This is a genomic window from Acidovorax sp. 22279 (assembly GCF_052045435.1).
In the GTDB taxonomy this organism is placed as follows: Bacteria; Pseudomonadota; Gammaproteobacteria; order Burkholderiales; family Burkholderiaceae_C; genus Acidovorax; species Acidovorax delafieldii.
The window spans coordinates 84,157-110,318 of sequence record NZ_JBQEOV010000001.1 but is presented as its reverse complement, the minus strand read 5'-3'; the positions used below and the strand labels follow the sequence as shown (position 1 = coordinate 110,318).

The 26,162-nt window shown below is 66.7% G+C and carries 21 protein-coding genes, 1 tRNA gene and 1 other RNA gene; 5 read left to right on the top strand and 18 right to left on the bottom strand.

Annotated features, from left to right (window positions below; all coding sequences use genetic code 11):
• Nucleotides 1–6 precede the first annotated feature (6 nt).
• Nucleotides 7–1,071, bottom strand: coding sequence for a GlxA family transcriptional regulator (locus tag ACTJKQ_RS00480; RefSeq protein ID WP_440595673.1), 1,065 nt, complete (start codon nucleotides 1,069–1,071; stop codon nucleotides 7–9).
• 123 nt (nucleotides 1,072–1,194) lie between these two features.
• Between ACTJKQ_RS00480 and ACTJKQ_RS00475 the strand changes: the two genes are divergently transcribed.
• Nucleotides 1,195–2,538, top strand: coding sequence for an amidohydrolase (locus ACTJKQ_RS00475; RefSeq protein WP_440595672.1), 1,344 nt, complete (start codon nucleotides 1,195–1,197; stop codon nucleotides 2,536–2,538).
• A gap of 34 nt (nucleotides 2,539–2,572) precedes the next feature.
• Here the strand turns inward: ACTJKQ_RS00475 and ACTJKQ_RS00470 are convergent, their stop codons facing one another.
• The 10 genes from ACTJKQ_RS00470 to ACTJKQ_RS00425 form a co-directional block, all read right to left on the bottom strand.
• Nucleotides 2,573–4,291: an NAD(P)/FAD-dependent oxidoreductase gene (locus ACTJKQ_RS00470; RefSeq protein WP_440595671.1), complete on the bottom strand. Its 1,719-nt coding sequence runs from the start codon at nucleotides 4,289–4,291 to the stop codon at nucleotides 2,573–2,575.
• A gap of 189 nt (nucleotides 4,292–4,480) precedes the next feature.
• The gene (locus tag ACTJKQ_RS00465) at nucleotides 4,481–5,548 is read right to left on the bottom strand and encodes a UPF0104 family protein (RefSeq protein ID WP_440595670.1); all 1,068 of its coding nucleotides are present in this window, start codon (nucleotides 5,546–5,548) and stop codon (nucleotides 4,481–4,483) included.
• Between the two features lie 17 nt (nucleotides 5,549–5,565).
• Nucleotides 5,566–6,804, bottom strand: a complete 1,239-nt coding sequence (gene clsB, locus ACTJKQ_RS00460; RefSeq protein WP_440595669.1) for a cardiolipin synthase ClsB — start codon at nucleotides 6,802–6,804, stop codon at nucleotides 5,566–5,568.
• The gene (locus ACTJKQ_RS00455) at nucleotides 6,801–7,574 is read right to left on the bottom strand and encodes an endonuclease/exonuclease/phosphatase family protein (RefSeq protein WP_056745297.1); all 774 of its coding nucleotides are present in this window, start codon (nucleotides 7,572–7,574) and stop codon (nucleotides 6,801–6,803) included. Before ACTJKQ_RS00455 ends, clsB begins: the two co-directional genes overlap by 4 nt.
• Before the next feature lie 186 nt (nucleotides 7,575–7,760).
• Nucleotides 7,761–8,678 carry a cysteine synthase A gene (cysK, locus tag ACTJKQ_RS00450; protein ID WP_288850738.1) on the bottom strand — a complete coding sequence of 306 codons (918 nt, stop codon included), beginning with the start codon at nucleotides 8,676–8,678 and terminating at the stop codon, nucleotides 7,761–7,763.
• A gap of 125 nt (nucleotides 8,679–8,803) precedes the next feature.
• A complete protein-coding gene (gene rtcA, locus ACTJKQ_RS00445; RefSeq protein ID WP_440595668.1) occupies nucleotides 8,804–9,883 on the bottom strand; it encodes an RNA 3'-terminal phosphate cyclase in 1,080 nt (359 codons plus the stop codon).
• The gene (locus tag ACTJKQ_RS00440; protein ID WP_440595667.1) at nucleotides 9,868–11,091 is read right to left on the bottom strand and encodes an RtcB family protein; all 1,224 of its coding nucleotides are present in this window, start codon (nucleotides 11,089–11,091) and stop codon (nucleotides 9,868–9,870) included. Before ACTJKQ_RS00440 ends, rtcA begins: the two co-directional genes overlap by 16 nt.
• Nucleotides 11,092–11,145: 54 nt before the next feature.
• Complete coding sequence (locus ACTJKQ_RS00435) at nucleotides 11,146–11,958, bottom strand: hypothetical protein (protein ID WP_440595666.1); 813 nt, start codon at nucleotides 11,956–11,958, stop codon at nucleotides 11,146–11,148.
• 9 nt (nucleotides 11,959–11,967) lie between these two features.
• Complete coding sequence (locus ACTJKQ_RS00430) at nucleotides 11,968–13,101, bottom strand: slipin family protein (protein ID WP_440595927.1); 1,134 nt, start codon at nucleotides 13,099–13,101, stop codon at nucleotides 11,968–11,970.
• A gap of 296 nt (nucleotides 13,102–13,397) precedes the next feature.
• Nucleotides 13,398–13,470: transfer RNA gene (locus ACTJKQ_RS00425), tRNA-OTHER, on the bottom strand.
• Between the two features lie 343 nt (nucleotides 13,471–13,813).
• On the opposite strand from ACTJKQ_RS00425, the gene rtcR reads away from it, so the two are divergent.
• Both rtcR and rnpB read left to right on the top strand, forming a co-directional pair.
• Nucleotides 13,814–15,448, top strand: coding sequence for an RNA repair transcriptional activator RtcR (gene rtcR / locus ACTJKQ_RS00420; protein ID WP_440595665.1), 1,635 nt, complete (start codon nucleotides 13,814–13,816; stop codon nucleotides 15,446–15,448).
• Nucleotides 15,449–15,458: 10 nt separating this feature from the next.
• An RNA gene (gene rnpB, locus ACTJKQ_RS00415) (RNase P RNA component class A) lies at nucleotides 15,459–15,798 on the top strand.
• Nucleotides 15,799–15,864: 66 nt separating this feature from the next.
• On the opposite strand, the gene ACTJKQ_RS00410 is transcribed toward rnpB, so the two are convergent.
• From ACTJKQ_RS00410 to ACTJKQ_RS00385, 6 genes are all read right to left on the bottom strand, one after another.
• Nucleotides 15,865–17,088, bottom strand: a complete 1,224-nt coding sequence (locus ACTJKQ_RS00410; RefSeq protein ID WP_440595664.1) for a M48 family metallopeptidase — start codon at nucleotides 17,086–17,088, stop codon at nucleotides 15,865–15,867.
• Nucleotides 17,089–17,090: 2 nt separating this feature from the next.
• Nucleotides 17,091–18,356 carry a YjgN family protein gene (locus ACTJKQ_RS00405; RefSeq protein WP_056059294.1) on the bottom strand — a complete coding sequence of 422 codons (1,266 nt, stop codon included), beginning with the start codon at nucleotides 18,354–18,356 and terminating at the stop codon, nucleotides 17,091–17,093.
• A gap of 183 nt (nucleotides 18,357–18,539) precedes the next feature.
• Complete coding sequence (locus ACTJKQ_RS00400) at nucleotides 18,540–19,334, bottom strand: rRNA pseudouridine synthase (protein WP_015012528.1); 795 nt, start codon at nucleotides 19,332–19,334, stop codon at nucleotides 18,540–18,542.
• A 34-nt stretch (nucleotides 19,335–19,368) separates the two neighbouring features.
• On the bottom strand, nucleotides 19,369–21,066 hold the full coding sequence (locus tag ACTJKQ_RS00395) for an MBL fold metallo-hydrolase (protein WP_440595663.1): 1,698 nt from the start codon (nucleotides 21,064–21,066) through the stop codon (nucleotides 19,369–19,371).
• Between the two features lie 80 nt (nucleotides 21,067–21,146).
• Nucleotides 21,147–21,899: a maleate cis-trans isomerase family protein gene (locus ACTJKQ_RS00390; protein WP_047351093.1), complete on the bottom strand. Its 753-nt coding sequence runs from the start codon at nucleotides 21,897–21,899 to the stop codon at nucleotides 21,147–21,149.
• A 92-nt stretch (nucleotides 21,900–21,991) separates the two neighbouring features.
• Nucleotides 21,992–22,954: a Bug family tripartite tricarboxylate transporter substrate binding protein gene (locus ACTJKQ_RS00385; protein WP_052952277.1), complete on the bottom strand. Its 963-nt coding sequence runs from the start codon at nucleotides 22,952–22,954 to the stop codon at nucleotides 21,992–21,994.
• Nucleotides 22,955–23,052: 98 nt separating this feature from the next.
• On the opposite strand from ACTJKQ_RS00385, the gene ACTJKQ_RS00380 reads away from it, so the two are divergent.
• Nucleotides 23,053–23,922: a LysR substrate-binding domain-containing protein gene (locus ACTJKQ_RS00380; RefSeq protein WP_056745290.1), complete on the top strand. Its 870-nt coding sequence runs from the start codon at nucleotides 23,053–23,055 to the stop codon at nucleotides 23,920–23,922.
• 7 nt (nucleotides 23,923–23,929) lie between these two features.
• Here the strand turns inward: ACTJKQ_RS00380 and ACTJKQ_RS00375 are convergent, their stop codons facing one another.
• Nucleotides 23,930–25,132: an MFS transporter gene (locus ACTJKQ_RS00375; protein ID WP_056059279.1), complete on the bottom strand. Its 1,203-nt coding sequence runs from the start codon at nucleotides 25,130–25,132 to the stop codon at nucleotides 23,930–23,932.
• 123 nt (nucleotides 25,133–25,255) lie between these two features.
• Here ACTJKQ_RS00375 and ACTJKQ_RS00370 point away from each other — a divergent pair, with 123 nt between their 5' ends.
• Nucleotides 25,256–26,140: a LysR substrate-binding domain-containing protein gene (locus ACTJKQ_RS00370; protein ID WP_440595662.1), complete on the top strand. Its 885-nt coding sequence runs from the start codon at nucleotides 25,256–25,258 to the stop codon at nucleotides 26,138–26,140.
• Nucleotides 26,141–26,162: the final 22 nt, after the last annotated feature.

Here is a 26,162-nt window from a genome sequence, read left to right as displayed (position 1 = left end):
GGGCTTTCACGTCAGATCCACCCGCCAGCGCCTGCGCGGCGCGCGCAGTGCATGGCGCTTGCGGTACTCGGCCGGTGCCATGCCGGTGTAGCGCACAAAGATGCGCCGGAACGCCGCCGGGTCGGCATAGCCGCAGGCCGTGGCAATGCTGGGCACGCTCTCCAGCGTCACCTCCAGCAGCACCTTGGCGCGTGCGCAGCGCAGGCTGTGCAGGTGGTCCAGCGGCGACTGCGACAGCTCCAGCTGAAAGTGCCGCAGCAAAGTGCGCGGGCTCACCGCCGCCGCCTCGGCCAGCCGGGCCAGCGAGTAGGGCTCGTCCAGATGGGTCTCCATCCAGGCCATGGCGCGGGCCAGGGTGCTGTCGCGCGTGGCGGGGATGTGTTGCTGCGCGTTGGCCTGCAGCGCAGCCCGGGCGCGTTCGTGGTCGGGCCGCAGCACGCTGGCGCAGGTCTGGGCCAGCGCGTCGCCCAGTGCGTGGCGCACCAGGGCGATGGCCATTTCTCCCAGGCTGTGGGGCAACGCACAGCTGAGCCAGGGGCCGTCATCGGTCAGGTCGTGGCCTGCATCGAGGTCGATGTCGGGAAAGTCGCGCTCAAACCCGGCCAGGTAGAACCACGGCAGGCCGCAGCGGCGGCCCTGCAGGCGCCCGCTCTGCGCCGCCAGCCAGGCACCGTTGCCGACGGTGAGCACCTTGTGCCCGGCATCCAGCGCAATGCCGATCTGGCGCGAGAGGGCGCGGTGGCGCGACGCCACGCTGCGGATGGCGGGGATGTCGGCGGCGTGGAAGGAGGGAATGAACCAGGCGAATGCCGGCCCCTCGGCAGGTGCCGCCGTGGGCTGCGTGTAGGCCGCCAGCGGGCCCGGCTGGTGCGCCAGCGGCTGGCCTTGGGCGTCCAGCAGCCGCCAGGCCAGGCGGGGCGAGCCAGCGCCGCCCCGCAAGCCGGCCAGCAGATTGGCGCTGCGCAAGAGGTCGATGAACTGCAGTGCGTTGCCCACCGCCGATTCGGGCAGCAGCGGGATGTCGATGCGAAAAACCGGCGCCGTCGCAGATGAGACAGAAGAACGGGGCATGGCGATATTGGCTCTGTGGATGGCCATTTTCGCTTGTCTGCAGCGTGGGGCGGGCTCTTAGCATGAACGTGCGTTTTTTTGCCGCGTTCCCTTTTGTTTTCACTTCCTGCACGGATCTGTCTCATGCACAAACCCCTCTCTGCCATCTCGCTGGCCACCGGCCTGCTTCTCAGCGGGCTGACGTTCGCATCGTCCGCCCAGGCCCAGGCCCTGGACGCCGCCGGCCTGCAGGTCATCGATGCCGCCGTGACGGCCGTGGCGCCCAAGATGGTCAACTGGCGCCGCGACATCCATGCCCACCCCGAACTCTCGGGCCAGGAAGTGCGCACGGCCAAGCTCGTGGCCGAGCACCTGAAGAAGTTGGGCATGGACGTGCAGACCGGCGTGGGCGGTACCGGCGTGGTGGGCACGCTCAAGGGTGGTCTGCCCGGCAAGGTGGTGGCCCTGCGCGCTGACATGGATGCCCTGCCCGTGCCCGAGAACACCGGCCTGCCGTTTGCGAGCAAGGCCAAGGCCAACTACCTGGGCAAGGAAGTGCCCGTGATGCACGCCTGCGGCCATGACGCCCACACCGCTATGCTGATGGGCGCGGCCGAGGTGCTGGCGGGCATGAAGGCGCAGCTGCCGGGCACGATCAAGTTCATCTTCCAGCCCGCCGAAGAGGGCGCGCCCGTGGAGCCCGACGCCAATGGCAAGGTGCCCAGCTTCGGCGCCAAGGCCATGATCGAAGCCGGTGCGCTCAAGGACGTGCAGGCCATCTACGGGCTGCACATCACCTCCAACCTGCCTGGCGGTGTGGTGGGCTACCGCAGCGGCCCGCTGATGGCCGGGTCGGACAACATCACCATCCATGTGGAAGGGCGTGGCGGCCATGGCTCTTCGCCCTGGGCCACCATCGACCCCATCGTGGCCGCCAGCCAGGTGGTGATGGGCCTGCAGACCGTGGTGAGCCGCCAGCTCAACATCAGCCAGGAACCGGCGGTGGTCACCATCGGCCAGATCCAGGGCGGCACCCGCTACAACATCATCCCCGACAAGGTGGAGATGATGGGCACGCTGCGCACCTTTGACGAAGACATGCGCCAGGAAGCGCTCAAGCGCATCACCACCACGGCCGAGTCGATTGCCGCCGCCAGCGGTGCCAAGGCCAGCGTGCGTTTTGGCCCCGTGGCCTACCCCGTGACCACCAACCCCGCGCCGCTCACGCAGGCCTCGCTGCCCGCGCTGAACCTGGCCATGGGCGGCAAGACCATGGTGATCCCGAAGGTGGCGGGGTCGGAGGACTTCTCGGAGTTCCAGAAGGTCGTGCCGGGCTTCTTCTACTTCCTCGGTGCGCCACCCAAGGGCAAGGATTTTGCCAAGGCCCCGCCCAACCACTCTGCGCTGTTCGACATCGACGAAGACCAGCTGCCCGTGGGCGCCCGCTCGCTGGCGGCGCTGGCCGTGGACTTTTTGCAGCGCAAGTAAGCGGTGCCACGGGCCGGCACCGCCAGGAGGCAGGTCAGCCCGCTGCGCCCAGCAGGCTGCGGGCGACGGCCTCGCCGACCTTGATGCCATCCACGCCGGCGGACAGAATGCCGCCCGCGTAGCTGGCGCCTTCGCCCGCCGGGTACAGGCCCGGCGTGTTCAGGCTTTGCAGGTTGTCGCCGCGCCCGATCTTGAGCGGCGACGAGGTGCGTGTCTCCACGCCCGTCAGCACCGCATCGTGCATGTCGAAGCCCTTGATCTTGCGGCCGAACACGGGCAGTGCCTCGCGCAGCGCCTCGATGGCGTAGCCGGGCAGGGCAGCGTGCAAATCGCCCAGCGCCACGCCGGGCTTGTACGAGGGCTCCACGCTGCCCAGCTGGGTCGAAGGCTTGCCCGCAATGAACTCGCCCACCAGTTGGCCCGGTGCGCTGTAGTCGCGCCCGCCCAGCACAAACGCATTCGATTCCAGCTGGCGCTGCAGCACGCTGCCCGACAGGGGATGGAACTGCCCGGCGGGCAAAGCCTCCACGCCATAGGTCTGGCCCAGGTGGGTTTCAAACGCCTGCGCGTCCTGCGGGTAGTCGCGCGGATCGATGCCCACCACCATGCCCGCGTTGGCGTTGCGCTCGTTGCGCGAATACTGGCTCATGCCGTTGGTCACTACGCGGTTCGGCTCGCTGGTGGCGGCCACCACGGTGCCGCCGGGGCACATGCAGAAGCTGTACACCGCACGCCCATTGGCGGCGTGGTGCACCAGCTTGTAGTCGGCCGCGCCCAGCAACGGATGGCCCGCGTGGCGGCCCCAGCGGGCGCGGTCGATCACGCCCTGCGGGTGCTCGATGCGGAAACCGATGGAAAACGGCTTGGCCTCCATGGCCACGCCACGCTGGTACAGCATGGCAAAGGTGTCGCGCGAGCTGTGGCCCAGCGCCATCACCACATGGTCGGCGCGCAGCTCGGTGGTCTCGCCCGTGGCCTGGTTGAGCACCTTCAGGCCGCGCAGGTGGCGCGCACCGCCTGTGCCTTCGATGATCACGTCCGTCACGCGCTGCTCAAAGCGGATCTCGCCACCCAGTGCAATGATCTGCTCGCGCAGGTTTTCCACCACCTTCACCAGCTTGAAGGTACCGATGTGCGGGTGGGCGACATACAGGATTTCTTCGGGCGCACCGGCTTTGACGAACTCGTTCATCACCTTGCGGCCCAGGTGGCGCGGGTCTTTGATCTGGCTGTAGAGCTTGCCGTCGCTGAACGTGCCGGCGCCGCCTTCGCCAAACTGCACGTTGCTTTCGGCATGCAGCTCACGCTTGCGCCACAGGCCCCAGGTGTCCTTGGTGCGCTCGCGCACGGTCTTGCCGCGCTCCAGCACGATGGGCTTGAAGCCCATCTGCGCCAGCACCAGCGCAGCAAAAATGCCGCAGGGGCCAAAGCCTACCACCACGGGCCGCAAGGGAAGCTCGGCAGGCGCCTGGCCCACGGGGTGCCACGCCATGTCGGGCGTGGGCTGGATGTGTGGGTTGCCAGCAAACTTTGCGAGCAGCGCGGCTTCGCGCTCAGGCTGGGCCAGCGTGATGTCCACGATGTAGACCGCCAGAAGATCCACCTTGCGCGCGTCAAAGCTGCGCTTGAAGACGTGCAGGTGGGCAATGTCGGCGTCTGCCAGGCCCAGGATTTGGGCGGCAGCGGCGCGCAGGGGCGCCTCGGGGGCTTCGGCCACGGTGAACGGCAGCCGGATTTCGGAGAGTCGGATCATGGTCTTGCGGGCCCGTGTCGATCGGGCGAAAAGCAATGGCGTGGGGCCGGGATGATACGGGGTCCGCGCAGCGGGCGGAACCCCTGTCGGACCGAGTTACCGGGGTATCGGGCGGCAGGGTTATATAAAAATGATAGCAACAAGGCCAATATGCACTAGCGCATCTGGCACTTTTGGCTGAAATTCTCACTACGGAGTGCGCTGCATGCCTTGCGCAGGCCCCTGGCGCCAGTGTAGCTCGGCCACACCCAGCGCCACGGCCGCCAGCACCAACGGCCCAAAGTAGTACAGCGCCCGGTAGGCCAGCAGTGCCGCCAGCACCTGTTCTTGCCCCAATGCGTCGGTGGCCAGCAGCGCCACGCCCACGGCCTCCAGCACGCCCAGGCCCGCAGGCACGCGCAGCACCAGGCCGGCCACGGCCCCCAGCAGCACCGTGGCCAGGGCGGCGGGGTAGGCCACCTGGTGTTGCAGCACCGTCCACAGTGCGGCGCCCATCAGCATCCAGTTGGTGGCCGATGCCGCGATTTGCCACAGTGCCACGGGCCAGTGCGGCAGCGGAAACGCATGGCCGCGCAGCGTGAGCGCGCGGCCCCTGCGCACCGCGCACAGTGCCAGGTAGGCCAGCGGCAGGCCGCCCAGTACCGTACCGCCCAAGTGCCATTGCCAGGGCGCTACCGTCCACCCGGCCACTGCCGGGGGCTGCCACAACCATGACAGCACGCCTGCCAGCATCAGGTAGCCCACCCAGTTGGTCACGATGCTGGTGCCCACCACCTGGCCGATGGTGCCGGGGTCCACGCCGCGCCGGTCGTACAGCCGGTAGCGCACGCCCACGCCGCCAATCAGCGAGCCCAGGTTGAGCGTGAACGGATAGCTCGTCATGGCAATCGCCAGCGTGGTGCCGCGCGTCAGGCGGTGGCCGCTGCAATGGCGCCCCACCCAGTCAAAGCTGCCGTAGGTGAAGTGGCTCAGCAGCGCCAGCGCGCCGCCCAGCGCCAGTGCGGTGGTGGGCAGGTCGCGCAGCGCCTGCAGCACGGCGGGCCAGTCCACCGAGCGTGCCTGCCGAAAAATCAGCCCGGCCACCACCGCAAAGAAGGCGAGGGCGAGCCCCCGGGTGAGCCAGGGCCACCAGGCTTGCTGCGGCCAACGCCGCCAGCCGCTGGGGGTGTTGCGGTTGCTGCTTCTGCGGGATGGCGCCTGCAGGGCGTCGGTGGCGCCGCCCGCCTGGGTGTCCGCGTGCAGCGTGGGGGGGGCCATGGTGGGCGCCTGCCAGTTCAGGTGGCGGGGCTGCCGGCGGGCTCTGCCGCATCCGCCCCTGGGTTGGCGAGCGTGATCTGGGGCTCGTGCCGGGGCAGCCAGCCCGCCCATGCGGGGAACCAGCGCAGCAGGTGGAACACCGCATAGCTGCGCAGCAGGCGCAGGCCGTTCCAGCGGCTGGGGGCTGTGGCTTCCACCTGCTTGCAGCTGTGCTCCATGAGGTGCGACAGGCGGCGGTGCAGGTGGGCGTTGAAGGCACGGTCCTGGATGATCACGTTGGCCTCCAGGTTCAGCGACAGGCTCAGCGGGTCAAGGTTGCTGGAGCCCACGGTGGACCAGTCTTCGTCCACCAGCGCCACCTTGCCGTGCAGCGGGCGGTCGCAGTATTCGTACACCCGCACGCCTGCGCGCTGCAGGTGGTCGTACAGCAGGCTGGCTGCCGTCTTCACGATCGGCATGTCGGGCTGGCCTTGCAGGATGATGCGCACATCCACCCCCCGTTTCGCGGCGCGCCGCATCTCGCGGATGAACCGGTAGCCCGGGAAGAAGTAGGCGTTGGCAATCACCACCCGGCTGCGCGCTGCGCGCAGGGCCACGCGGTAGTGGCGCTCGATGTCGTTGGTGTGCTGCTGGTTGTCGCGTGTCACGAACATCGCGTGCGCCGTGCCCGCGTGCGGGCGCCCGGTGATGCCTGCGGCTTGGTGGCGCTTGCGGTCCTGGCGGCTGAGCACGGCCTCGCGGGTGAAGTGGTGCATCTGCGCCACGATCGGGCCGCGCACCTGCACGGCATAGTCCTGCTTGGCTTCGGGGCCAAAGTCGGCCACATGGTCGGCCGAGTAGTTGATGCCGCCAATGAACCCCAGGTGCCCGTCCACCACCACGATCTTGCGGTGCATGCGTCGAAGCATGTTCAGCCGCTGGCCCAGGAAGCGGCGGCCCGGGTCAAAGATGCGAAAGTGCACGCCGGCCTCCACCAGGCTGCCGACAAACTGGTCCGACAGATCGGGCGAGCCAAAGCCGTCCACCAGCACATGCACCTCCACGCCCCGCCGGGCGGCCGCCAGCAGCGCGGCGTGCAGCTGTTGGCCGATCTTGTCCTCGAACAGGATGAAGGTTTCCAGCATGACCTCGCGCCGGGCTTCGGCAATGGCCTGGAACACGCGGGGAAAGAACTCCTCGCCGTTTTCGAGCAACTCGAAATGGTTGCCGGGCACCCAGCGGGACGAGCGTGGCGCGCGGAAGGTAGGGCGTTTCATAGCAGGATCTCCGCAGCCAGGGGCGCATGGTCCGAGAGCTTGTCCCAGGGTTTCTTGGGCAATGCCAATGGCGAGTGCACGGTCGCGTTGCGCACGTAAATGCGGTCCAACGCCAGCAGCGGCATCGCCGCCGGAAACGTGCGCACCGCTCGGCCAAACGCCTGCACAAAGACTTCCTGCAATCCCGCCTCGTGCTGTAGCACCCGGTGGGCACGGTGGCGCCAGTCGTTGAAGTCGCCCGCCAGCACCACGGGTTCGTGGGCCGGAAAGCTGTTGACCAGATCGCACACGCGGCGCAACTGGTGCTGTCGGTGCGACTCCTGCAGGCCCAGGTGCACACACACGGCATGCACCGGCAGGTGGTGCCCGGGGGGCTGCAGCACACAGTGCAGCATGCCGCGCCGTTCGGGCCCGCTCACCGAGATGTCGTGGTTCTCGTAATGCGTGATCGGAAACTTGGACAACAGCGCATTGCCGTGGTCGCCGTTGTCATACACCGCATTGCGGCCGTAGGCGTATTGCGACCAGATGGTGTCGGCCAGAAACTCGTAGTGCGGCACCTGCGGAAAGTTGGCGAACCGGCTGGCGTGCCGGTGGTGCGTGCCCAGCACCTCCTGCAAGAACACCAGGTCGGCCGCCACGTCGCGCACGGCCTCGCGCAGCTCGTGCAGCATGAAGCGCCGGTTGAAGGTGGTGAAGCCCTTGTGCACGTTCACGGTGAGCACCTTGAACGCAATAGGCTGGGAGTCTGTCGCGGAGTTCGGGGCCATGGGCAGTTGCAATCGTTGGGAGGGGCTCCGGCGAAATCACCGCAGAGGTGGGCCGGTGCGAACACTGATTGTTCTGGCCTGCGTGCCCCGCCGCTGTAGGACGGCTGGCCGTGGCTTTGTGCTGCGTAGCCCAAAAAAAAGGGCCCCGAAGGGCCCTGGTGTGAGTGCGCTGCGTGCCGGCGGCCATCAGGCCGGCAGGAAACCTTCCACCGACAGGTAGCGCTCGCCCGTGTCGTAGTTGAAGCCCAGCACCTTGGCGCCTGCGGGCAGCTGGGGCAGCTTCTGGGCAATGGCGGCCAAGGTGGCGCCGGACGAGATGCCCACCAGGATGCCCTCTTCGCGCGCAGAGCGGCGGGCGTATTCGCGGGCCGGTTCGGCATCGACCTGGATCACGCCGTCGAGCAGGCTGGTGTCGAGGTTCTTGGGGATGAACCCCGCGCCAATGCCCTGGATGGGGTGGGGCGACGGCGCGCCGCCCGAGATCACCGGCGAGGCCGTGGGCTCCACCGCAAACACCTTGAGTTGGGGGAACTTGGCTTTGAGCACCCGCGCCACGCCTGTGATGTGTCCACCGGTGCCCACCCCCGTGATCAGCACATCAATGCCGTCGGGGAAATCTGCCAGGATCTCCTGCGCCGTGGTGCGCACATGGATGTCGATGTTGGCGGGGTTCTCGAACTGCTGCGGAATCCACGAGCCGGGCGTCTGCGCCTGCAGCTCTTGCGCGCGGGCGATGGCGCCCTTCATGCCCTTTTCGCGCGGGGTCAGGTCGAACTGCGCGCCATAGGCCAGCATCAGGCGGCGGCGTTCGATGCTCATGCTGTCGGGCATCACGAGGACGAGCTTGTAGCCCTTGACGGCCGCCACCAGCGCCAGGCCAATGCCGGTGTTGCCCGAGGTGGGCTCGATGATGGTGCCGCCGGGCTTGAGCGCGCCGGACTTTTCAGCGTCTTCCACCATCGCCAGCGCAATGCGGTCCTTGATGGAGCCGCCGGGGTTGCTGCGCTCCGACTTCACCCACACATTGGCGCCGGGGCCGAACAGGCGGTTGATGCGCACGTGGGGCGTGTTGCCAATGGTCTGAAGAATGTTGTCAACTTTCATGGCGTCTCCTGTGAGGTGTCGGATGGGTCAAAGGGAAGGGGTGTGGTGCGCATTCTGAACCACTTGTTCTACGGCCCTGGTCATATGGATATAGCCAGGGTATGGGTCCATGCCGCGCTGGCCCTTCAGGGCACGGGAGATATCTCAACGTGCATTGCATCCTCTGAGGGGGTGATCTGAACCTGAACCGGCAAGCCTAGCGCGATGGTCTGCGCATTGGTAACCGTGTGCTGCGTAACCTTGGTGCAGGTGTAGCGCGCGGCCTGCCCACTGCGCCACACAGACAGAGCCAGCGGCAGCATCCACTGGTCCGCCAGGTGCGGGCCCAGCGCGCCGGTGCTGCGCTGGTAGGCGCGCACCTCGTCCACCAGCCGCTTGGCCACCTGCTCGGCCGACAGGCTGCGCTCGCCCAACTGGCAAAACACCTCGGTCACCTGCGCATACTCCAGCGTGGCGATCAGCGCATTGCCCGGGCCCTCGTTCTGGCGTGTGGATGGCTGGCGCAGTTGGCCGGCCTCGAACGTCCAACCCATGCGCTGGCCCAGCGCTTCCAGCTCCCGCGTCGCTATGTGGCGCGCCAGGCCGGGTGCCAGTGCCTCGCCCCAGCCGTTTTGCAGCGGGCCGCGCTCCAGCACATCCACCGGCGCCAGCGGCTGCGTGGTGGCGGTGGCGGGCACGATGTGCGCCACCAGCTCGCCGCCCCCGGCGGGGTAGAAGCCCCGCCGCTGCAGTTGCAGCTCCAGCCCCACACCCAGCCGCCGCACCAGCGGCGCAAAGGCGCGTTCCAGAAAATCAAACGGCGGCGCCATCGGGTTGTGCGTGCCACCCGCCAGCTCGACCTTGCTCGGGCCATCGGCCAGCATCAGCGCGGGCAGCACCGTCTGCAGCACCAGCAGGCAACTGCCTGCGGTGGCAATCTGAAAACGGTAGTCGCCCGCACGCACCACGCCGGGTGTGAACACCAGCGTTTGCGAATTCAGCGCCGCGCCTTCGGCCTGCCCGCCGCACACGGCCACCGCCGCCTGCACACATGCCAGGTGCTGGCGCATCAGCCCCGGCTTGGGACGCCCCGCACGGATGCGCGTGATGTGCAGCGGGCGGCCGGTGACCATGGACAGGGCCAGGCCCGTGCGCAGGATCTGGCCGCCGCCTTCGCCGGTGGAGCCGTTTAAGTCCAGTTGCTGCACGTTCATCCCTTTACGCATACGACTTGCTTGAGCGTGTAAACCACCTCCACCAGGTCTTCCTGCGCCGCCATCACCGCGTCAATGTCCTTGTACGCCATCGGAATCTCGTCGATCACCTCGGCGTCCTTGCGGCATTCCACGCCCTCGGTCGCCTTGATCTGGTCTTCCACGGTGAACAGCTTCTTGGCCTTGGTGCGGCTCATGGTGCGGCCTGCGCCGTGGCTGCAGCTGTTGAAGCTCTCAGGGTTGCCTTTTCCGCGCACGATGAAGCTCTTGGCCCCCATGCTCCCAGGGATGATCCCCAGCTTGCCTTGCTCGGCACTCACCGCGCCCTTGCGGGTCACGAACACGTCTTGCCCGAAGTGCGTTTCGCGCTGCACGTAGTTGTGGTGGCAGTTCACCGCCTCAATGTGCGTCTCGAATGGCTTGGTGATGACTTTTCGCAGCGCTGCAATCACGCGGCCCATCATCACCTCGCGGTTGGCGGCGGCGAATTTCTGCGCCCACCCCACGGCCTTCACGTAGTCGCCGAAGTACTGCGCGCCTTCTTCGAAGTACGCCAGGTCCTTGTCCGGCAGGTTGCGCTGGTTCATCTCGGCGTCCTTCTTGGCCAGCTCGATGAAGTGGGTGCCGATGGCGTTCCCCACCCCACGCGAGCCCGAGTGCAGCATCACCCACACGCACTGGTGTTCGTCCAGGCAGATCTCGATGAAGTGGTTACCCGTTCCCAGCGTTCCCAGGTGCTTGTAATTGTTCGTGTTCTTGATGCGCGGGTGCGCCTCGCAAATTTCCTCGAACTCATCCACCAGCCCCGCCCAGGCGCGGTCGGTTTCAGCGGGCGGCGTATCCCAGCTTCCCTTGTCGCGGCCAAAGCGCTTGGGCGTCATGCCTACCGGAACGGCGCGCTCGATGGCGGCTCGCACGCCTGACAGGTTGTCGGGCAGGTCGCTGGCCGTGAGCGTGGTCTTGCACGCCATCATTCCGCATCCCAGGTCCACCCCCACCGCTGCGGGGATGATGGCCTTGAGGGTGGGAACCACCGAGCCGATGGTCGCACCGATTCCCAGGTGCACGTCGGGCATCACCGCCACGTGCTTGAACACGATGGGCAGGCGGGCAATGTTGCGCAGCTGGTTCCTGGCTTCTTCTTCCACGGGCACGCCGTTCGTCCACATCTTCACGGGCACACCGTTCGGGATTTCGAGTTGTTCGTAGTTATTGGCCATGGTTCTTTTCTCGTTGTTTCTTTGTTGTGTTGTTCGTTTTTAGGGCGACGGGCGTTATGCGGTCATCGCGTCAAAAACTGCGCTGATCCGCTCCGGGAGCGGGTAGCGCTGATGGTCCACGGCCCCCGCTGGCAACCAGGAACTGGTGGGGCCTGTGTCCACCAGGCGCATGAGCTTTTCCGCCCAACGTGCCTTGGTGGCGGGCCTGTTCAGCCATTCCTCCATGGTGCGTTTGTATTCGGCCTGGTCAGCGGCAAACGCATTGCCCATCTGGTTGGCATTCCACACATAGTCCCAATAGCACGCGTCCACAAAGTGCAGGGTCGATGCGTCGCTTTCGCTATCGAGCCAGTGCTCTAGCAAGGGCTCCAGCGGCACGCGGGCATAGGCCCACATGAGCAAGATGGTGAAGGCGTTATCCCCCTGGAAAAGCGAATCGCTGCCCGCAGGCCATTGCTCCAAGCCTTGTGCAAAGTACGCCAGCGCAAAGCCCTGCAGCGCAGCCTGTTCTGTCGCTGAAAAGGAGCCGGGCTCGCACCGCCCCAAGCGGTCCAGGTACAGCTCGGTGGAGTGGTGCAACCGGGCGCCTTCGGCCAGCAGTTCCAGCAGCCGTGGGGCCAGGTATTTGATTTCATCCGCAGGCTGCACCTGGCTCTTGGCCGAATCGTTATATTGGTAGAAGTGCTTCTCGGTCAGTTGGGGCATCGGCAGGTGGCTCATTTGCAGCGCCAGGTCAGCATCCATGCAGCAGGCAGTGCAGACATCCAGGGTGCCCACCTCTGGTGCGCTGTATTTGGCAAACGCCTGGTAGACCGCCTGTGTGGCTGCTTCCAGCGGTGTGGTTACAGGTGTCGGTTGCTTCTTCATAGGGTTCTTTCATCTCATCTTCACCAGGCCATTGAGCACCTGGTCCAGGCCGCCAAACACCGAGATCTTGTCGATGCGTTCAGCCACGCGCTCCAGCGTCTCCAGCTCCTTCATGCGCAGGGCGACAGGGTTGTCCTCCATCACTTTCGCGGTGTTGAGCAGCGAGCGCGTTGCGGCGGTTTCCTCGCGGCGGCGGATCACGTTGGCCTCGGCCTGCTTCTGTGCCTGCACCACCTGGGTCAGGATGGTCTTCATCTCGCCCGGCAGCACGATGTCCTTCACGCCCACGCTCTCCAGTTGCATGCCGTAGGGCAACAGCTTGGCGGCCATGTGTGCGCTCACCACGTCGTCGATCACCGTCTTGTTCTCCAGCAGCTCATCGAGCGTGCGGGTGCCCACGGCGGCGCGCAGCGCAAACTGCAGCTCGCGGTACAGGTGGTCGGCAGGCTTTTGCAATTGGGCAAAAGCGCGCAGCACATCGGTGTAGCGGTAGGTGGCGCACAGGTTCAGGCGCAGGCTGACCTTGTCACGGGTCATGATGTCCTGGCCCGAAACCTCCACGGCTTGCAGGCGCAGGTCCACCAGCTCCACGGCCACAGTGCGGCCGTACTTCCAGAAGGCGTAGGTGCCAGCCGTGAGCAGGCGCTCCACCTTGCCGTCGACCGTCAATAGTGCGCACTGGCCCTCGGGCACCTGCACCTGCAGCACACCGGCCAAGCCGGTCACGCTGCGCTGGCGCAGCTGGGTTTGCGTCAATCGTGCCACCAGTGCGGCGGGCAGTTCAGCGCCCGCTTGCAGGTCCACCACTTGCACGCTCACCTCCACCAAGCCTTTCCAATAAAGGCGGCGAGTGCCGGGCGGCAGGATCTCGACCAGCACGCCGTTTTCGCTGCGCAGGCCCACTTCGGTTTCCGACAGGTTGACCTGCACAAACTCAGCCGCCACCACGGCGGGCTCCTGCGCCATCAGGTACTCGGCCAGGCCGTGGGTGAAGGCGGGTTGTTCCAGGGCGAAGGTTTCCACGCGCAACTGGTCGGTGCCCGCAAACAGCCAGTAGGTGCCGCTGCGCAGCACGCGGTCAAAGCTGCCGTTGCGCAGCAGTAGGGCGCGTTCGTTCTTCTTGACGGTGGCGCGTTGGAACATCTTCGTCAGCATTTCTTTTTCCTCTCTCTTCTTCGTTGTCGTATCGGGTTGCCGTTACAGCGATGGCGGGGTGCCAGGGGGTGCAGCCTGGGCCGTGCAGTGCGCCGTGGTGGCTGCCGCGATGCCCAGCGGGAATGGCGGCAGCGCGGCTGGCTGCGGGCGCGGGCTGTGCCGGGTGCTGGCACAAACCGCCACCGGCTGACGGGGTGAATCCCTTGCGGTCGCTGCGCAACCTCGGGGCCTCTCCCCGCGTTCGGCGGGTGGTCTTTCGACCGGTACTTCCAAACAAGGTCTTGCGACCGTGGGCAGGAATCGAACCTGCGACAACCGCCTTTCGGCGGGGCTCTACCAGACTGAGCTACCAGTGGTGGCACGCCTGGAGTCGAACCAGACACTTCCTTTCGGAGTGGTCACCACGACCGTGCCGCTACCCAGCGTTGGCGATGTGCGGCATGCAGAACATCAACAGAACCCGAAGGCCCCGGACGCCCGGCACCGGTGGGGCGAACATTTGTCCTAACCCCAGCCTGTGAGCGGTCACCGCTTGCGCTGGATGCTTCTTCTTTTGCCAGATGTGTGCCAGCTTGTGGTGAGTGGTATTCAACTTGCGCAAGCTGTTGATTTGTATGGTGATATTTTTGTTTTACGAAATTGGCGTGGTATGCGATTGTCAAAATAACTAGAATGAAAGCTAGTTAAATGGACAAAATAAATGCGCAAAAACAAGGTGGTCATAGGGTTCCTTGGCACCCAGCTCGACTCCGGCCGGGGCGCGGGGCGGTGGGAGAAGTGGCGCCCCACCGTATCGCTGGTGCAGCATGAGGACGTGGTGATCGAGCGGCTGGAGCTGCTCTACACACCGCCGCACCGCGAGCTGGCCCATCAGGTGCGCACGGACATGGCGACTGCCTCGCCCGAGACCACGGTGAACCTGGTGCCGATGCCCATTGCCGACCCGTGGGACTTTGGCGAGGTCTATGCCCAGCTGTACGACTGGACGCAGGCCTACCGCTTTGACACCGAGCGCGAGGAGTACTGGACGCACATCACCACCGGCACGCACGTCGCGCAGATCTGCCTGTTTCTGCTGGTGGAGTCGCGCCGCATTCCGGGTGTGCTGGTGCAGACCTCTCCGCCCAAGCGCCAGCAGATGGGCAACCCTGGCAGCTACACGCTGATCGACCTGGACCTCTCGCGCTACGACGTGATCGCGCAGCGCTTCGGCGCCGAGCAGCAGGATGCGGTGCAGTTCCTCAAAAGCGGCATTGCCACGCGCAATGCGCGCTTCAACGCGCTGATCGACGAGGTGGAGCGCGTGGCGGTGCGCTCGCGCGCGCCCATCCTGTTCACGGGGCCCACGGGCGCAGGCAAGTCGCACCTGGCGCGGCGCATGTATGAGCTGAAAAAATCCCGCCACCAGGTCGAGGGCGAATTTGTGGAGGTGAACTGCGCCACGCTGCATGGCGACGGTGCGGCGTCCACGCTGTTCGGCCACAAGAAAGGTGCGTTCACCGGCGCTGCGGCCGACCGTGCGGGCCTGCTGCGCACGGCGCACAAGGGTGTGTTGTTCCTCGACGAGATTGGTGAGCTGGGCCCGGACGAGCAGGCCATGCTGCTCAAGGCCGTGGAGGAAAAACGCTTCTACCCCCTGGGCAGTGACCGCGAGGTGGAGAGCGACTTCCAGTTGGTGGCGGGCACCAACCGCGACCTGCGCACCGAGGTGGCGGCAGGGCGCTTTCGTGAGGACCTGTTTGCGCGCATCAACCTCTGGAGCTATGTGCTGCCGGGCCTGGCCCAGCGACCCGAAGACATCGAGCCCAACGTGGAGCACCTGCTGGTGCGTGCGGGCACGGAACTGGGACGCAGCGTGCGCTTTTCCAACGAAGCGCGCGCCGCCTATCTGCGCTACGCCCAGTCCCCCGAGGCGCTGTGGACCGGCAATTTCCGCGACCTGTCGGCCAGCGTGACACGCCTGGCCACGCTGGCTGACAGCGGTCGCATCGGCCTGCCCCTGGTCGAGGCCGAGATTGCCCGCCTGCGCTGGCTGTGGCAGCCCGCCACCGATGCGCGCAACGGGCTGGCATCTGCAACAGGGACGGTGGGACGCGACGAACTCGCGGCGCTGCTGGGCGACGAGGCGGTGGAATCCATGGACCTCTTCGACCAGCTCCAACTGGCGGCGGTGCTGCATGTCTGCCGCCAATCGCGCACTTTGTCGGACGCGGGGCGCCTGCTGTTCCAGGCCTCGCGCACGCAGCGCACGGTGGTCAATGACGCGGACCGGCTGCGCAAGTATCTTGTGCGCTTTGGTCTGGACTGGGATCGCGTCGCGGCCGCTGGGCGATAATCCTACCCGTGAAGCACGCCAGACCGCCGCTGGTGCAATCTGGGAAACCAGGCACTGGAGGAACGTCCGGACTGCACAGGACAGCGTAGCAGCTAACGGCTGCCCACCGTGAGGTGAGGATCAGAGCAACAGAGACGAGTCCCGGGGGAGTGCCGCAAGGCAAACCACTGGGGGTGAAACGGGCAATCTCTACGCGCAGCAATACCAAGTAGGCCAACGTTGATGTGGTTCCGCAGAGTTGGCGGGTAGGTAGCACCGAGCCGTGGTGGCGACACCCGGCCCAGATTAATGGCGGTCACACTGCGGGCAACCGTGGTGCACAGAATCCGGCTTATCGGCGCGCTTCACACTTTATTTCCACCCCGACTCGCCAAGGGTCGTGTGGTGAGCACGCCGCCCCTGTGGCGCGGCTGTGTTCAGTTTTTTGCGCAATGGGGTGCTTGCCCCCGCTCCAGCTCTGTCGCACGCTCCACCGTGTCGGGGTGGCTGCTCAGCAGCGACCAGACAGGGTGCGAGCCGATCTCCTGAGCCACCTTGCGCTGGCGTGCTGCATCGGGTGTGCTGGCCCCGGAGGAGGGCGCCGATGCCGCGGCGGTCGGGCCCTTGCCCTGGTCCTTTTTCTGGGTCTCTTCGTTGTCCTCATCGCGCGCAATCGCCAGCAGCAGCTGGCCCATGGGCGCAGTGGGCAGTGCGGCGTGGCGCATGACGGCGATGGCGTAGCAGTCGGCCTCGCGCTCATGGCTGCGGCTGTAGGCCAGGCCGGTCAGCAAGGATGCACCCGTAGAGACGATGCCAGACACATCGCCCAGCGCCAGCCCCAGGCCCATGTTGAGCACGCCCTGCTGCACCACCATGCGCGTGGTGTGGCGCTGCACCACGTGGCCGACCTCGTGGGCCAGCACGCCCACCAAGGCGTTGTCGTCCAGGCCCTTGTCGGCGGCTGCCTTCACGATGCCGTCGGTCATCACGATTTTGCCGCCGGGCAGCGCAAAGGCATTGGCGCCCATGCCGGATCGGAACTCCAGGGACAAAGGCGGCCGGTAGCCGGAGTAACGCTGCAGGCCAGGGGGCGTTTGCTGCACCAGGGCATCAAAACGCGCCTTGAGCTGGTCTTGTCGGGCCGAAGGCAGCTTGCTGGGCTTCAGGGTGCCGTTGTCCATCTGCTGGAGCACGTTCTCGGCCACGCTGGTCTCCCAGCTGATGGGCACAAACCGCGTGAGCTGCGTGGCCGCCCAGGGTGTGCCGTAGCGGTAGAACAGCGTGAGGCCAATGACGGCGGCGGCCGTCACGCCCAGCAGCACGGGCCAGCGGGTCTGCATGCGTTGTGCGATGCCGGGGCGCTCGCCTGCAGCAGTCAGGGCGGTGCGCCATTCGGTCACGGCGTCGATCTCGACGCTGCCATGGTCGCGCAGATCGACGACCACGCGGGGCTGCGGCTTGCGCTCGTTCCAGGCCTCGGGCCAGCCCACCTGTTTCCAGGCAAAGACGACAGGCTCGGCCCCGGGCTGTGAGAGCGGGTGCAGCACCAAGGAGGGGCCTTGCGGCGTGGGCCGCAGGCTCACCACCACGGGCCGTGCCTTGCTGCTCTGGCCATCGAACCAGCGCCCGGGGACGAGGGCTGGGTGCGCAGATGCCGACATGTTCAACCGATAAGGTCGAGGCCAGCCGCATCCGCCAGCGCATCGCCCAGGCCCCCCTGCTGCTGGCGCACCATGGCACCGGTCACCTGCTCCACGCCGCCCTTGACGTGCAGGGTGACGGACTCGCACTTCATGCGGTATTCGCTGACCCGCGCAAACGGGCGGTACAGCCCCAGCGTCAGCAGGGTAAGCAGCATGTTCTTGATGCGCAGCCACACGTAGCGGCCGCTCTTGAGGTGGCACTTGAAGCGGGCCACGTGGCTCACGCCGATGTTGTTCCACATCAGCTGGAACATGCGCGCCTCGCGGTATGCGCGGGCCGGTGCCGACGCCAGGATCAGCATGAAGATGCCCGCGATGATGGACACGATGATCACCACAAACATCCACAGGCCCAGGCGGTCGCTCTGGCTGGCCACCAGGGCGATGGAGCTGCCTGCGAGAATGCCGATCAGCGCCGAGAACCCCACCACGCACAGGATGAACACAGCCACGGTGGCCATCCACACCTTGACGAAGTCCATGTACACGGGCTTCCAGCGGCCTCGCTCGGCACCCACCTGGGCCTTGAGCACCAAGAGGCTCTTGAAGTTGTATTCGGTGCGGATCACGCACAGCACCGACAGCACCAGGCCCAGCAGCACCAGGCCGCCCATGGCGGGCGTGAAGCGGGGCATGGGTTGTTTCTTGCCCTCTTCTTCGATGGCCTCCAGCGCCTGGGCCAGGTCGGGCGACAGCAGCTGCAGACCATAAAACACGCCAAACCACACCAGCGCCAGCGCAAACACAGGCCAGCTGGCGATGTAGACCTCTTTCCAGCTCGCGGTGAACTGCAGTCGCAGCCCGCGCCACCGCGTGGCGCCCAGGCGAAACCGCATGGCGCTGGCCCAGATGAAGGGCGCCAGCGCCGCGCCCGCCAGCAGGAACAGGCCCACCGCCGTGTCCTGCCCGGTGTTGGCAGCCAGGTTGTAGGCAATGGTCAGCAGCATCAGCAGCACAAAGCCCATCACCATCTTGCGCTGCTGCGCGGTGAATTCGAGGGGGCTGCCGGCCACCAGCGTGTGGCTGTAGAAATACTGGGCGGTGCGGCGGCGTGCCCAGGGGGTGTAGATGCCCAGCGTGACGATGGACAACAGCACGTTGACGATCCAGACCCGGAAATACTCGCCACCGCTGCCCGTGAACTCGAGCGGGTGGGCATCGATGTTCATCGGCATGAAGGTGGACATCGGCCCCGCAGCGCCGCCTGACGATTGGTTTGTGTTCATGAACTCCCTCCAGAGTGCTGCGCAGTGTAGCAGCGGTGTGGATCGATGGAGTTCAAATGGAAAAGGCCTGAAGCGCTTGTTGTAAAAGCGCTGACAGCTATGTTTTCAGGAGCATATGTGCATCCCCTGTCCCTTGCGCATCGGCAGTGCGCCGCTGGGCCCGTAAGCGCTTAGAGCAGATTCTTAGAACTTCTCCCACGGCTGCAGGTAGCGCCATTGCCCCTCGGGCACCTTGGCCAGCGGCACGCGGCCGATGCGGATGCGCTTGATGCCCACCACCGTCAGACCCACTACTTCGCACATGGCAGGGATTTGGCCGGGGCGGATGCCCTTGAGCGCAAAGCGCAGCTTGGTCTCGTTCTGCCAGCTCACCTTGATGGGGGGCAGGGGGCGGCCGTTGAATGTGAGTCCATGGCACAGGCGCTGCAGGCCATTGGGCGCGATGTCGCCCTTGACCTCGACGATGCACTCTTGCTCCAGCACCTCGATGTCTTCGGCCAGCTTGCGCGCGATGCGTTTGTCTTGCGTGTAGACCACCAGGCCGCTGGCCTCGGTGGGCAGGGTGGTGAAGCATTCGAGCTGCTTGAAGTGGCGCTGCAGCACGCGGATGCCCGACGCGTCTTCCGGCAGGTGCGACGCGGCATTGAGCAGCGTGAGTGCCTGTGGCGCCCCCTGGCTGCGGCTGGCGTGGGCCGCCTGCCCTGTGGCTGCGCCCGGCAGGCCCAGACCGGCTTCAAACCCTGCGGGCTTGTGCAGCAGCAAGGTGACCGGGGTCAGCGCCAGCAGGCTGGCATCGGGCGCCACGGCCACCGCCTGATCGGGGCGCACGCGCGCGCCGGGAGCCTCCTCGATCTGGCCGTCCACGCTCACAAAGCCGCCCTCGATGAATTGCTCGGCCGTGCTGCGCGAGCAGTTCAGTTGTTCAGCCACGCGTTTGGCCAGGCGGATGTGGGTGGGGTCGGGGTTCTTGTCGGTCATTGAATATTGAAGGTGGTCTTGGTGTTCTTGTGGCTCAGTTGTTGCCGGGCTGCAGAGAGCGGATGCGCTCCACATGCGCCAGCAGCGAGCGCTGGGCCACGGGCCACATGCGCGGCGGTACATCGTCGTAGGCGTGGCGCACCCAGTCGTCCATGCTGCCTTGCGGCAGCGCCTGCATGGCGGCCAGCACCTTGGCCTCACGTGCCAGGCGGTGGGCCTTGAGCTTGGCGATGGCATTGCGGGCACCGAGGACCGGGCCCCCGAGCACGTAGCCGTGCGCGGGCAGGATGAACTCCACGCCGAGCTCGGCGCAGACCGCATCCAGCCGGTCTAGCGAATCCAGGTAGTCGGCCATATTGCCGTCGGGCGGGTCGATCACGGTGGTGCTGCCGTTCAGGATGTGGTCACCACTGAACAGCAGCGCGTCTTCCACCAGCAGCAGGCACAGGTGGTTGGCCGCATGGCCTGGGGTGTGGATCACCTGCAGGGTATGGGTGATTTTGCCTTCAGGTGCTAGTCCTTCAAGCACGAGCAACTCATTATTTTGTAGCGCCCGGTCGGGGGTGAACTGGCTGGCCGCGCGGGCCGTGGGGGCGGACGGCAGGCCCAGAACGGGCGGGCGTGCCTTGCCAGCCTGCACACACATCGCCTGCAGTGGCGCGGCGCCGGGGGAATGGTCGGCGTGCGAGTGGGTGCACACAATCATGCGGATGTCGCCCCCCGCTGCACGCCAGAGCTTGTCCAGGTGCTCGGTATCGGCCGGGCCGGGGTCGATGGCGATGAAGCCCGTGGCCGGGTCGCCCACCAGATAGCTGTTGGTGCCAGGGCCGGTCATCACGCCAGGGTTGGGCGCGGTCAGCCGCATCACGTTGCGCAGCAGCGGCACGGGGCGCTCGGTCTGCCAGTCCAGCGGGTGCACGATCTGCCCGTCGGGGCAGACCAGCGCCAGCTCGCCAAACGGCATTTCGTCCTCCATGTAGCGCGCTTCCTTGCCTGCCAGCAGGCCGGCGCGCGGGCAGCTGACCCACAGGGGCTGCTCGTGCGCGACGGCGTCCAGCACTGCCTGGGTGCTGGCAAATTGGGCCAGGCGCTGCAGCGTGCGGATGGTCGGGAAGATCATGAAGAACTGCCCCGCCTCGTGCCGCGCCAGCGCGTCGGCAGGGCGCACCCACACGGGCTCGAACTGCTCTGCCTCGTCGGCCACGGGCTCCTGGCCGTCGGGCATGCGGGCCACCAGAAAGGGCACTTCAAAGCGGCGCGCCAGGTCACGGTCGGCCGTCCAGTGGGCCAGCAGGTACACCCCATCGGCCGCCAGGCGCAGTCCGCGTGCGGCGCACTGTGCGGCAAACGGCTGGTGGCGGTCGATGGCGGCAATGTCCTGCGCATCGGCCATCTGTCCTTGGCGGTGGCCCTCGGCATGGCGCGCCAGCAGCACGCCCAGTTCTTCAAAACTCTCGCGGATGGCCGCAATCGCCTGGGTGAGGTGCAGGTCGCTCTGGGTAGGGCGGCGGTCCGCAGCGGCGTGGGTGGCGGGGGCGGCATCCAGCGCATCAATGCCCCCGCCGGGGAAGACATAGGCACCGGGCGCAAAACTGGCCGTGGCCGAGCGCCGGGTCATGAGGACTTCGAGCCCGCCGCCGTCAGGCACATCGCGCAGCAGCAGCACGGTGGCAGCGGGGCGGGTGGCTACCGGTTCTCGGTGGGGGTGGAGTTGTTGGCTGGAGCGGGGCATCGGGCCATTATCCGGCGTTGCCCTGCAGCCTGCCCGCCAGTTGCTTTCGTCAACGGTCAGGCCTCTTGCCCTTGGGGAGGTCAGTAGGCGCCAGAGAGCAGGGCCCCTGCGTTGGGTACCCGCGTTTCCAGCCCCAGGCGCTTGAGCATCGCCCAGGTGGTGCAGGCTGCAGCGGACACGACAGGAATGCCCAACTGGTCCTGTGCCATCTGCACGGACGCCAGCGAGGGCATCTGGACGCAGGCCGAGATCACCACCACGTCCACGCCGCGCGTGTCCAGCCGTTGCACCAGCTGGGCCGGGGCGGCGGGGTCCTGCGCGCCCACCTGCAGGTTGTCGGCAATTTCCAGCGACAGGCTGTCGTGCACGGCAATGCCCTCGTGCTCGATGTAGTCCACCACCAGTTGGGTCAGCGGCTTCATATAGGGCGTGAGCACCGACACCTTCTTGGCGCCCATGGCCTTGAGCCCTTCGACCAGCGCGCCTGCGCTGGACACCACGGGCGCGGGCTTGCCATTGGCCACGGTGACCTCATGCAGCCGCTTTTCGGAGGCGCGGTGGTAGCCCAGGCCCATGCTCATGATGGCCACGAGGCAGGCATAGCCCATCACGTCCATCTTGCCGTCCGACAGCTCCAGTGCGCAGCGGTCGGAGTCGCGGTCCATCGCGGCCAGCTCTTCCTTGGTGACCTTTTGCATGCGCATGCGGCTGGCGTGGAAGCTGAAGCGCTCGGGCAGGATCTGCTCGCGGGCGCGCAGCATGGCCGGGATCTCGGTCTCCATGGTGGTGTTGGAGCTGGGCACGATCTGCCCGATGCGGTAGGTGCGTTGCATGGTGGTCTTTCAGGAGTCAATGGGCAAAGCGCTGCCCGCCCGGCGCGCGGAGCGCCGGAAATGGGATCGCGCAGGGGATGTTTGTGGGCCGGTCAGTCGGCTTTGATACCGGCGGCCTTGATGGTCTTGGCCCAGTAGGCGGTTTCGGTCTTCACCAGCTCACCGAGGGCGTCGGGCGGCAGGTAGCGCAGTTCGATGCCCGCCGCGTCGGCGCGCTGGCGCGTCTCGGGCATGTCCAGCGCCTTCTTCACATCGGCGGTGAGCTTGGCCACCACGGCGGGTGGCGTGGCGGCCGGGGCGAACAGGCCCACCCAGGCTTCGAGCTTGAAGTCGGGCATGCCGGCCTCGGCCACGGTGGGCACGTTGGGCAGGCCTGGATGGCGCTTGGTGCCGGTGACGGCAAAGGCCTTGAGCTTGCCGCTGACCACATGCTGCATGACCGACGGTGGCGTGGTGATGAACACCTGCACCTGGCCCGCCAGCACATCGGCCACCGCAGGGCCCGAGCCACGGTAGGGAATGTGAGTCATGAAGGTGCCGCTTTGCTGCTTGAAGATCTCGGTGCCGATGTGCGACAGCGAGCCGTTGCCCTGCGAGGCGTAGTTCACCTTGCCCGGGTTGGCCTTGAGGTACGCGATGAATTCCTTGAGGTTGTTGGCTGGCACCGAGGGGTGAGCGGCAATCACGTTGGTGGCCACGGTGAGTAGCGCGACGGGGGCGAAGTCCTTGGCCTCCCAGGGCAGGCTGGGGGTGAGGGCCGGGTTGCCCACGTGGTAGGCCGAGTACGAGATCAGCAGGTTGTAGCCATCGGGTTTTGCGCGGGCCACGGCGCCGTAGGCCACGTTGCCGCTGCCGCCCGCCTTGTTGTCGATCACCACCGGCTGGCCGATGACACGCGCCAGCGGCTCGTTGAGCAGGCGGGCCGAGGTGTCCACCACGCCGCCGGGCGGGTTGGGCACGGTGAGCGTGATGGCCTTGCTGGGGTAGTTGTCTTGCGCCATGGCCAGGCCCGAGAGGGCCAGCGTGGCAGCCAGCAGGCTGTGCTTGATCGTCATGTTCGTCTCCACCAGATGTTGTAGTGAAGGTATTGTGGAAACAAGCGAATCCGCAGTCCAATATATTGTTGGTCTTGATCAAGACCTGAAAAGTATCAATGGAACTGCGCCATCTGCGTTACTTCGTCGCCCTGGCGGAAGAGCTGAGCTTCACACGCGCCGCGCAGCGCCTGCATGTCTCGCAGCCGCCGCTGAGTCTGCAGATCGCCCAGCTGGAACAAGAACTGGGCGCCCAGCTCTTCGTGCGCACCAGCCGGCGCGTGGAGCTGACGCTGGCAGGCCAGGCCTATCTGGTGGATGCACGCGCGGTGCTGGAGCGGCTGGACACGGCGCGCCAGCGTGTGGCGGCCATCGGCCAGGGGCAGGCCGGGCGCATTGAAGTGGGGCTGTCGGGCTCGCATTTCCTCGGGCCGTTTCCGGCGGCGCTGGCGCGCTACCGACAAAGCCACCCGGGCGTGGACGTGGTGCTGCACGAGATGCAGCCCTCGCTGCAGCAGGCGGCCCTGCGCGACAAGCGCATCGACGTGGGCATCTCGCGCACGGCGGTCAACGACGACCAGCTTGCCAGCACCCTGCTGTGGCCCGACCCTGTGGTGGCGGCTTTGCCGCCCGGCCACCCGCTGGCGGCGCGCAAGGCACTGGCCTTGAAGGACCTGCGCAGCGAGGCCTTCGTGATGCTGCGCCGCGACTCGTCGGCCCATGCCGAGCACATGGTGCAGTGCTGCGTGCAGGCCGGCTTTGCGCCCCAGGTGGCGCAGACCACGGTGGAGCTGGCGGCCGTGCTGAGCCTGGTGGCGGCCGGGCTGGGCGTGGCCCTGGTGCCGTCGTCCCTGGGCATGCTGTTCGGGCCGCGCGTGGTGTTCAAGCCCCTGGGCGCCAAAGCGCCGCGCGCCGATGTGCATGCGGTGCAGCGGCGCGACGACCTGCTGGGCGTGGTGCCGGCTTTCGTGCGGGTGATGGCGGGCTGACGTGGGCTCAGTGCCCCACAGGCACCACACCAGCGGCACGCACGGGGATGCCGCTGCGCCGGTCCAGCACACCGCTCCAGTGCGTGAGGGCCAGCGACACCAGCACCACCAGAGCACCGATCCACGGCGTGTGCTGCAGGCCCAGGTGCGTCACGATCAGACCACCGGCCCACGCGGCGCCGGCGATGCCCAGGTTGAACGCTGCGATGTTCAGGCCCGAGGCCACGTCCACCGCCTGCGGCGTGAAGCGCTCGGCCTGCTTGACCACATACACCTGCAGCCCCGGCACATTGCCGAATGCCACGGCACCCCACAGCAGCACGGTGCCCACAGCCAGCCAGGGGTGGGGCGCGGTGAACTGCAGCAGCAGCAACACGGCCGCCAGCAGCGCAAAGATGATGCGCAGCGCCGGGATGGGGCCCAGCCGGTCGGCCAGCTTGCCGCCCCAGAGGTTGCCCACGGCCACGGACACGCCGTACACCAGCATCACCCAGCCCACCGAACCCGCGCTAAACCCCGAGATGTCGGTGAGGATGGGCGCGAGAAAGGTGAACGGAATGAAGGTGCCGCCGTAGCCGATGGCCGTCTTGGCATATACCAGCAGCAGGCGCGGCTCGGCCAGCACCTTGGCCTGCTGCAGCAGCGAGGCGGGCGGGGTATGCGCCAGGTTGCGCGGCACGAAGAGGGCGCTGCCGATGAAGGCTGCCGCGCCCAGGGTTGACACGGCCAGGAAGGTTTCGCGCCAGCCAAAGTGCTGGCCGATGAAGGTACCCAGCGGCACGCCCGTGACCAGGGCCACCGTAAGGCCGGTGAACATGATGGCAATCGCACTCGCGGCCTTTTCGCGCGGCACCAGGCCGGTGGCGATGGTCGAGCCGATCGAGAAGAACACGCCATGCGCCAGCCCGGTGAGGATGCGCGCGGCCACCAGTGTCTCGTAGCTGGGTGCCTGCCAGGCCAGCAGGTTGCCGGCGGTGAACAGCGCCATCAGCGCCAGCAGCAGCGCCTTGCGCGGCAGCTTGCCGGTGAGTGCGGTGAGCACCGGGGCGCCGACGGCGACCCCCAGGGCGTACAGGCTGACCAGCAGGCCCGCCGAGGGGATGCTGATGGAAAGGTCTGCCGCCACGGTGGGCAGCAGGCCAACGATCACGAACTCGGTCGTGCCGATGGCAAAAGCGCTGAGCGTCAGCGCGAGCAAGGCAATGGGCATGGGAGCACTCCAGGTTTCAGACTTTCGGGCTGTGGAGTTTGGGTGTTTCAGTCTTGCTGAAAAAGATCGTTAAGCGCCATTGATAATTGATTTGAAATCAACAATAAAGCGCCAGGATTCCCCATGAAAACCACGCTGGAAGAACTGCAGGCCTTTGTGGCGGTGGTGGACGGCGGTTCGATCACTGCCGCAGCCGACACCCTGGGCCAAACCGTCTCGGGCATCAGCCGGGCGCTGGCGCGGCTGGAGAAAAAGCTGGACACCACGCTGCTGCGCCGCACCACGCGCCGCACCGAGCTGACGGAGGAGGGCCGGGCCTTTTTGCATCGCACGCGCGCCATCCTGGCCTCCATCGACGACGCCGAGGAGCACATGGCCGCGCGGCGCCAGCAGCCCGCTGGCCGCCTGCGGGTGAATGCGGCCACGCCCTTCATGCTGCACGCCGTGGTGCCCCTGGTACCGGCGTTTCGCAAGGCCTATCCGCAGATCACGCTGCAGCTGGACACGGACGAGACATACATCGACCTGCTGGAGCGGCGCACGGACGTGGCCATTCGCATCGGGCAGCTACCGGATTCCACCCTGCATGCGCGCCCGCTGTGCACCAGCCGCCTGCGGGTGCTGGCCAGCCCCGACTACCTGGCGCGCACGGGCAAGCCCAAAAGTGTGGCCGACCTGGCCCGGCACACGCTGCTGGGCTTCAACCAGCCCGAGTCGCTCAACCAGTGGCCGCTGCGCGGCGCCCATGGAGACGCCTGGCCCATCGTGCCCAGCCTCACCGCATCAAGCGGCGAGACACTGCGCCATCTGGCGCTGCAAGGGGTGGGCATCGTGTGCCTGTCGGACTTCATGACGGCCGCTGACCGTGCGCGCGGCGGCCTGGTGCAGGTGCTGGCCAAGGACACGGTGGAGGTGCGCCAGCCCATCAGTGCGGTGTACTACCGCAACACGCAACTGGCGGCGCGCATCGCGTGTTTTCTGGATTTCTTACAGGAGCGTCTGGGCTGAGCAGGCCTGCCTTGCAGGCCCG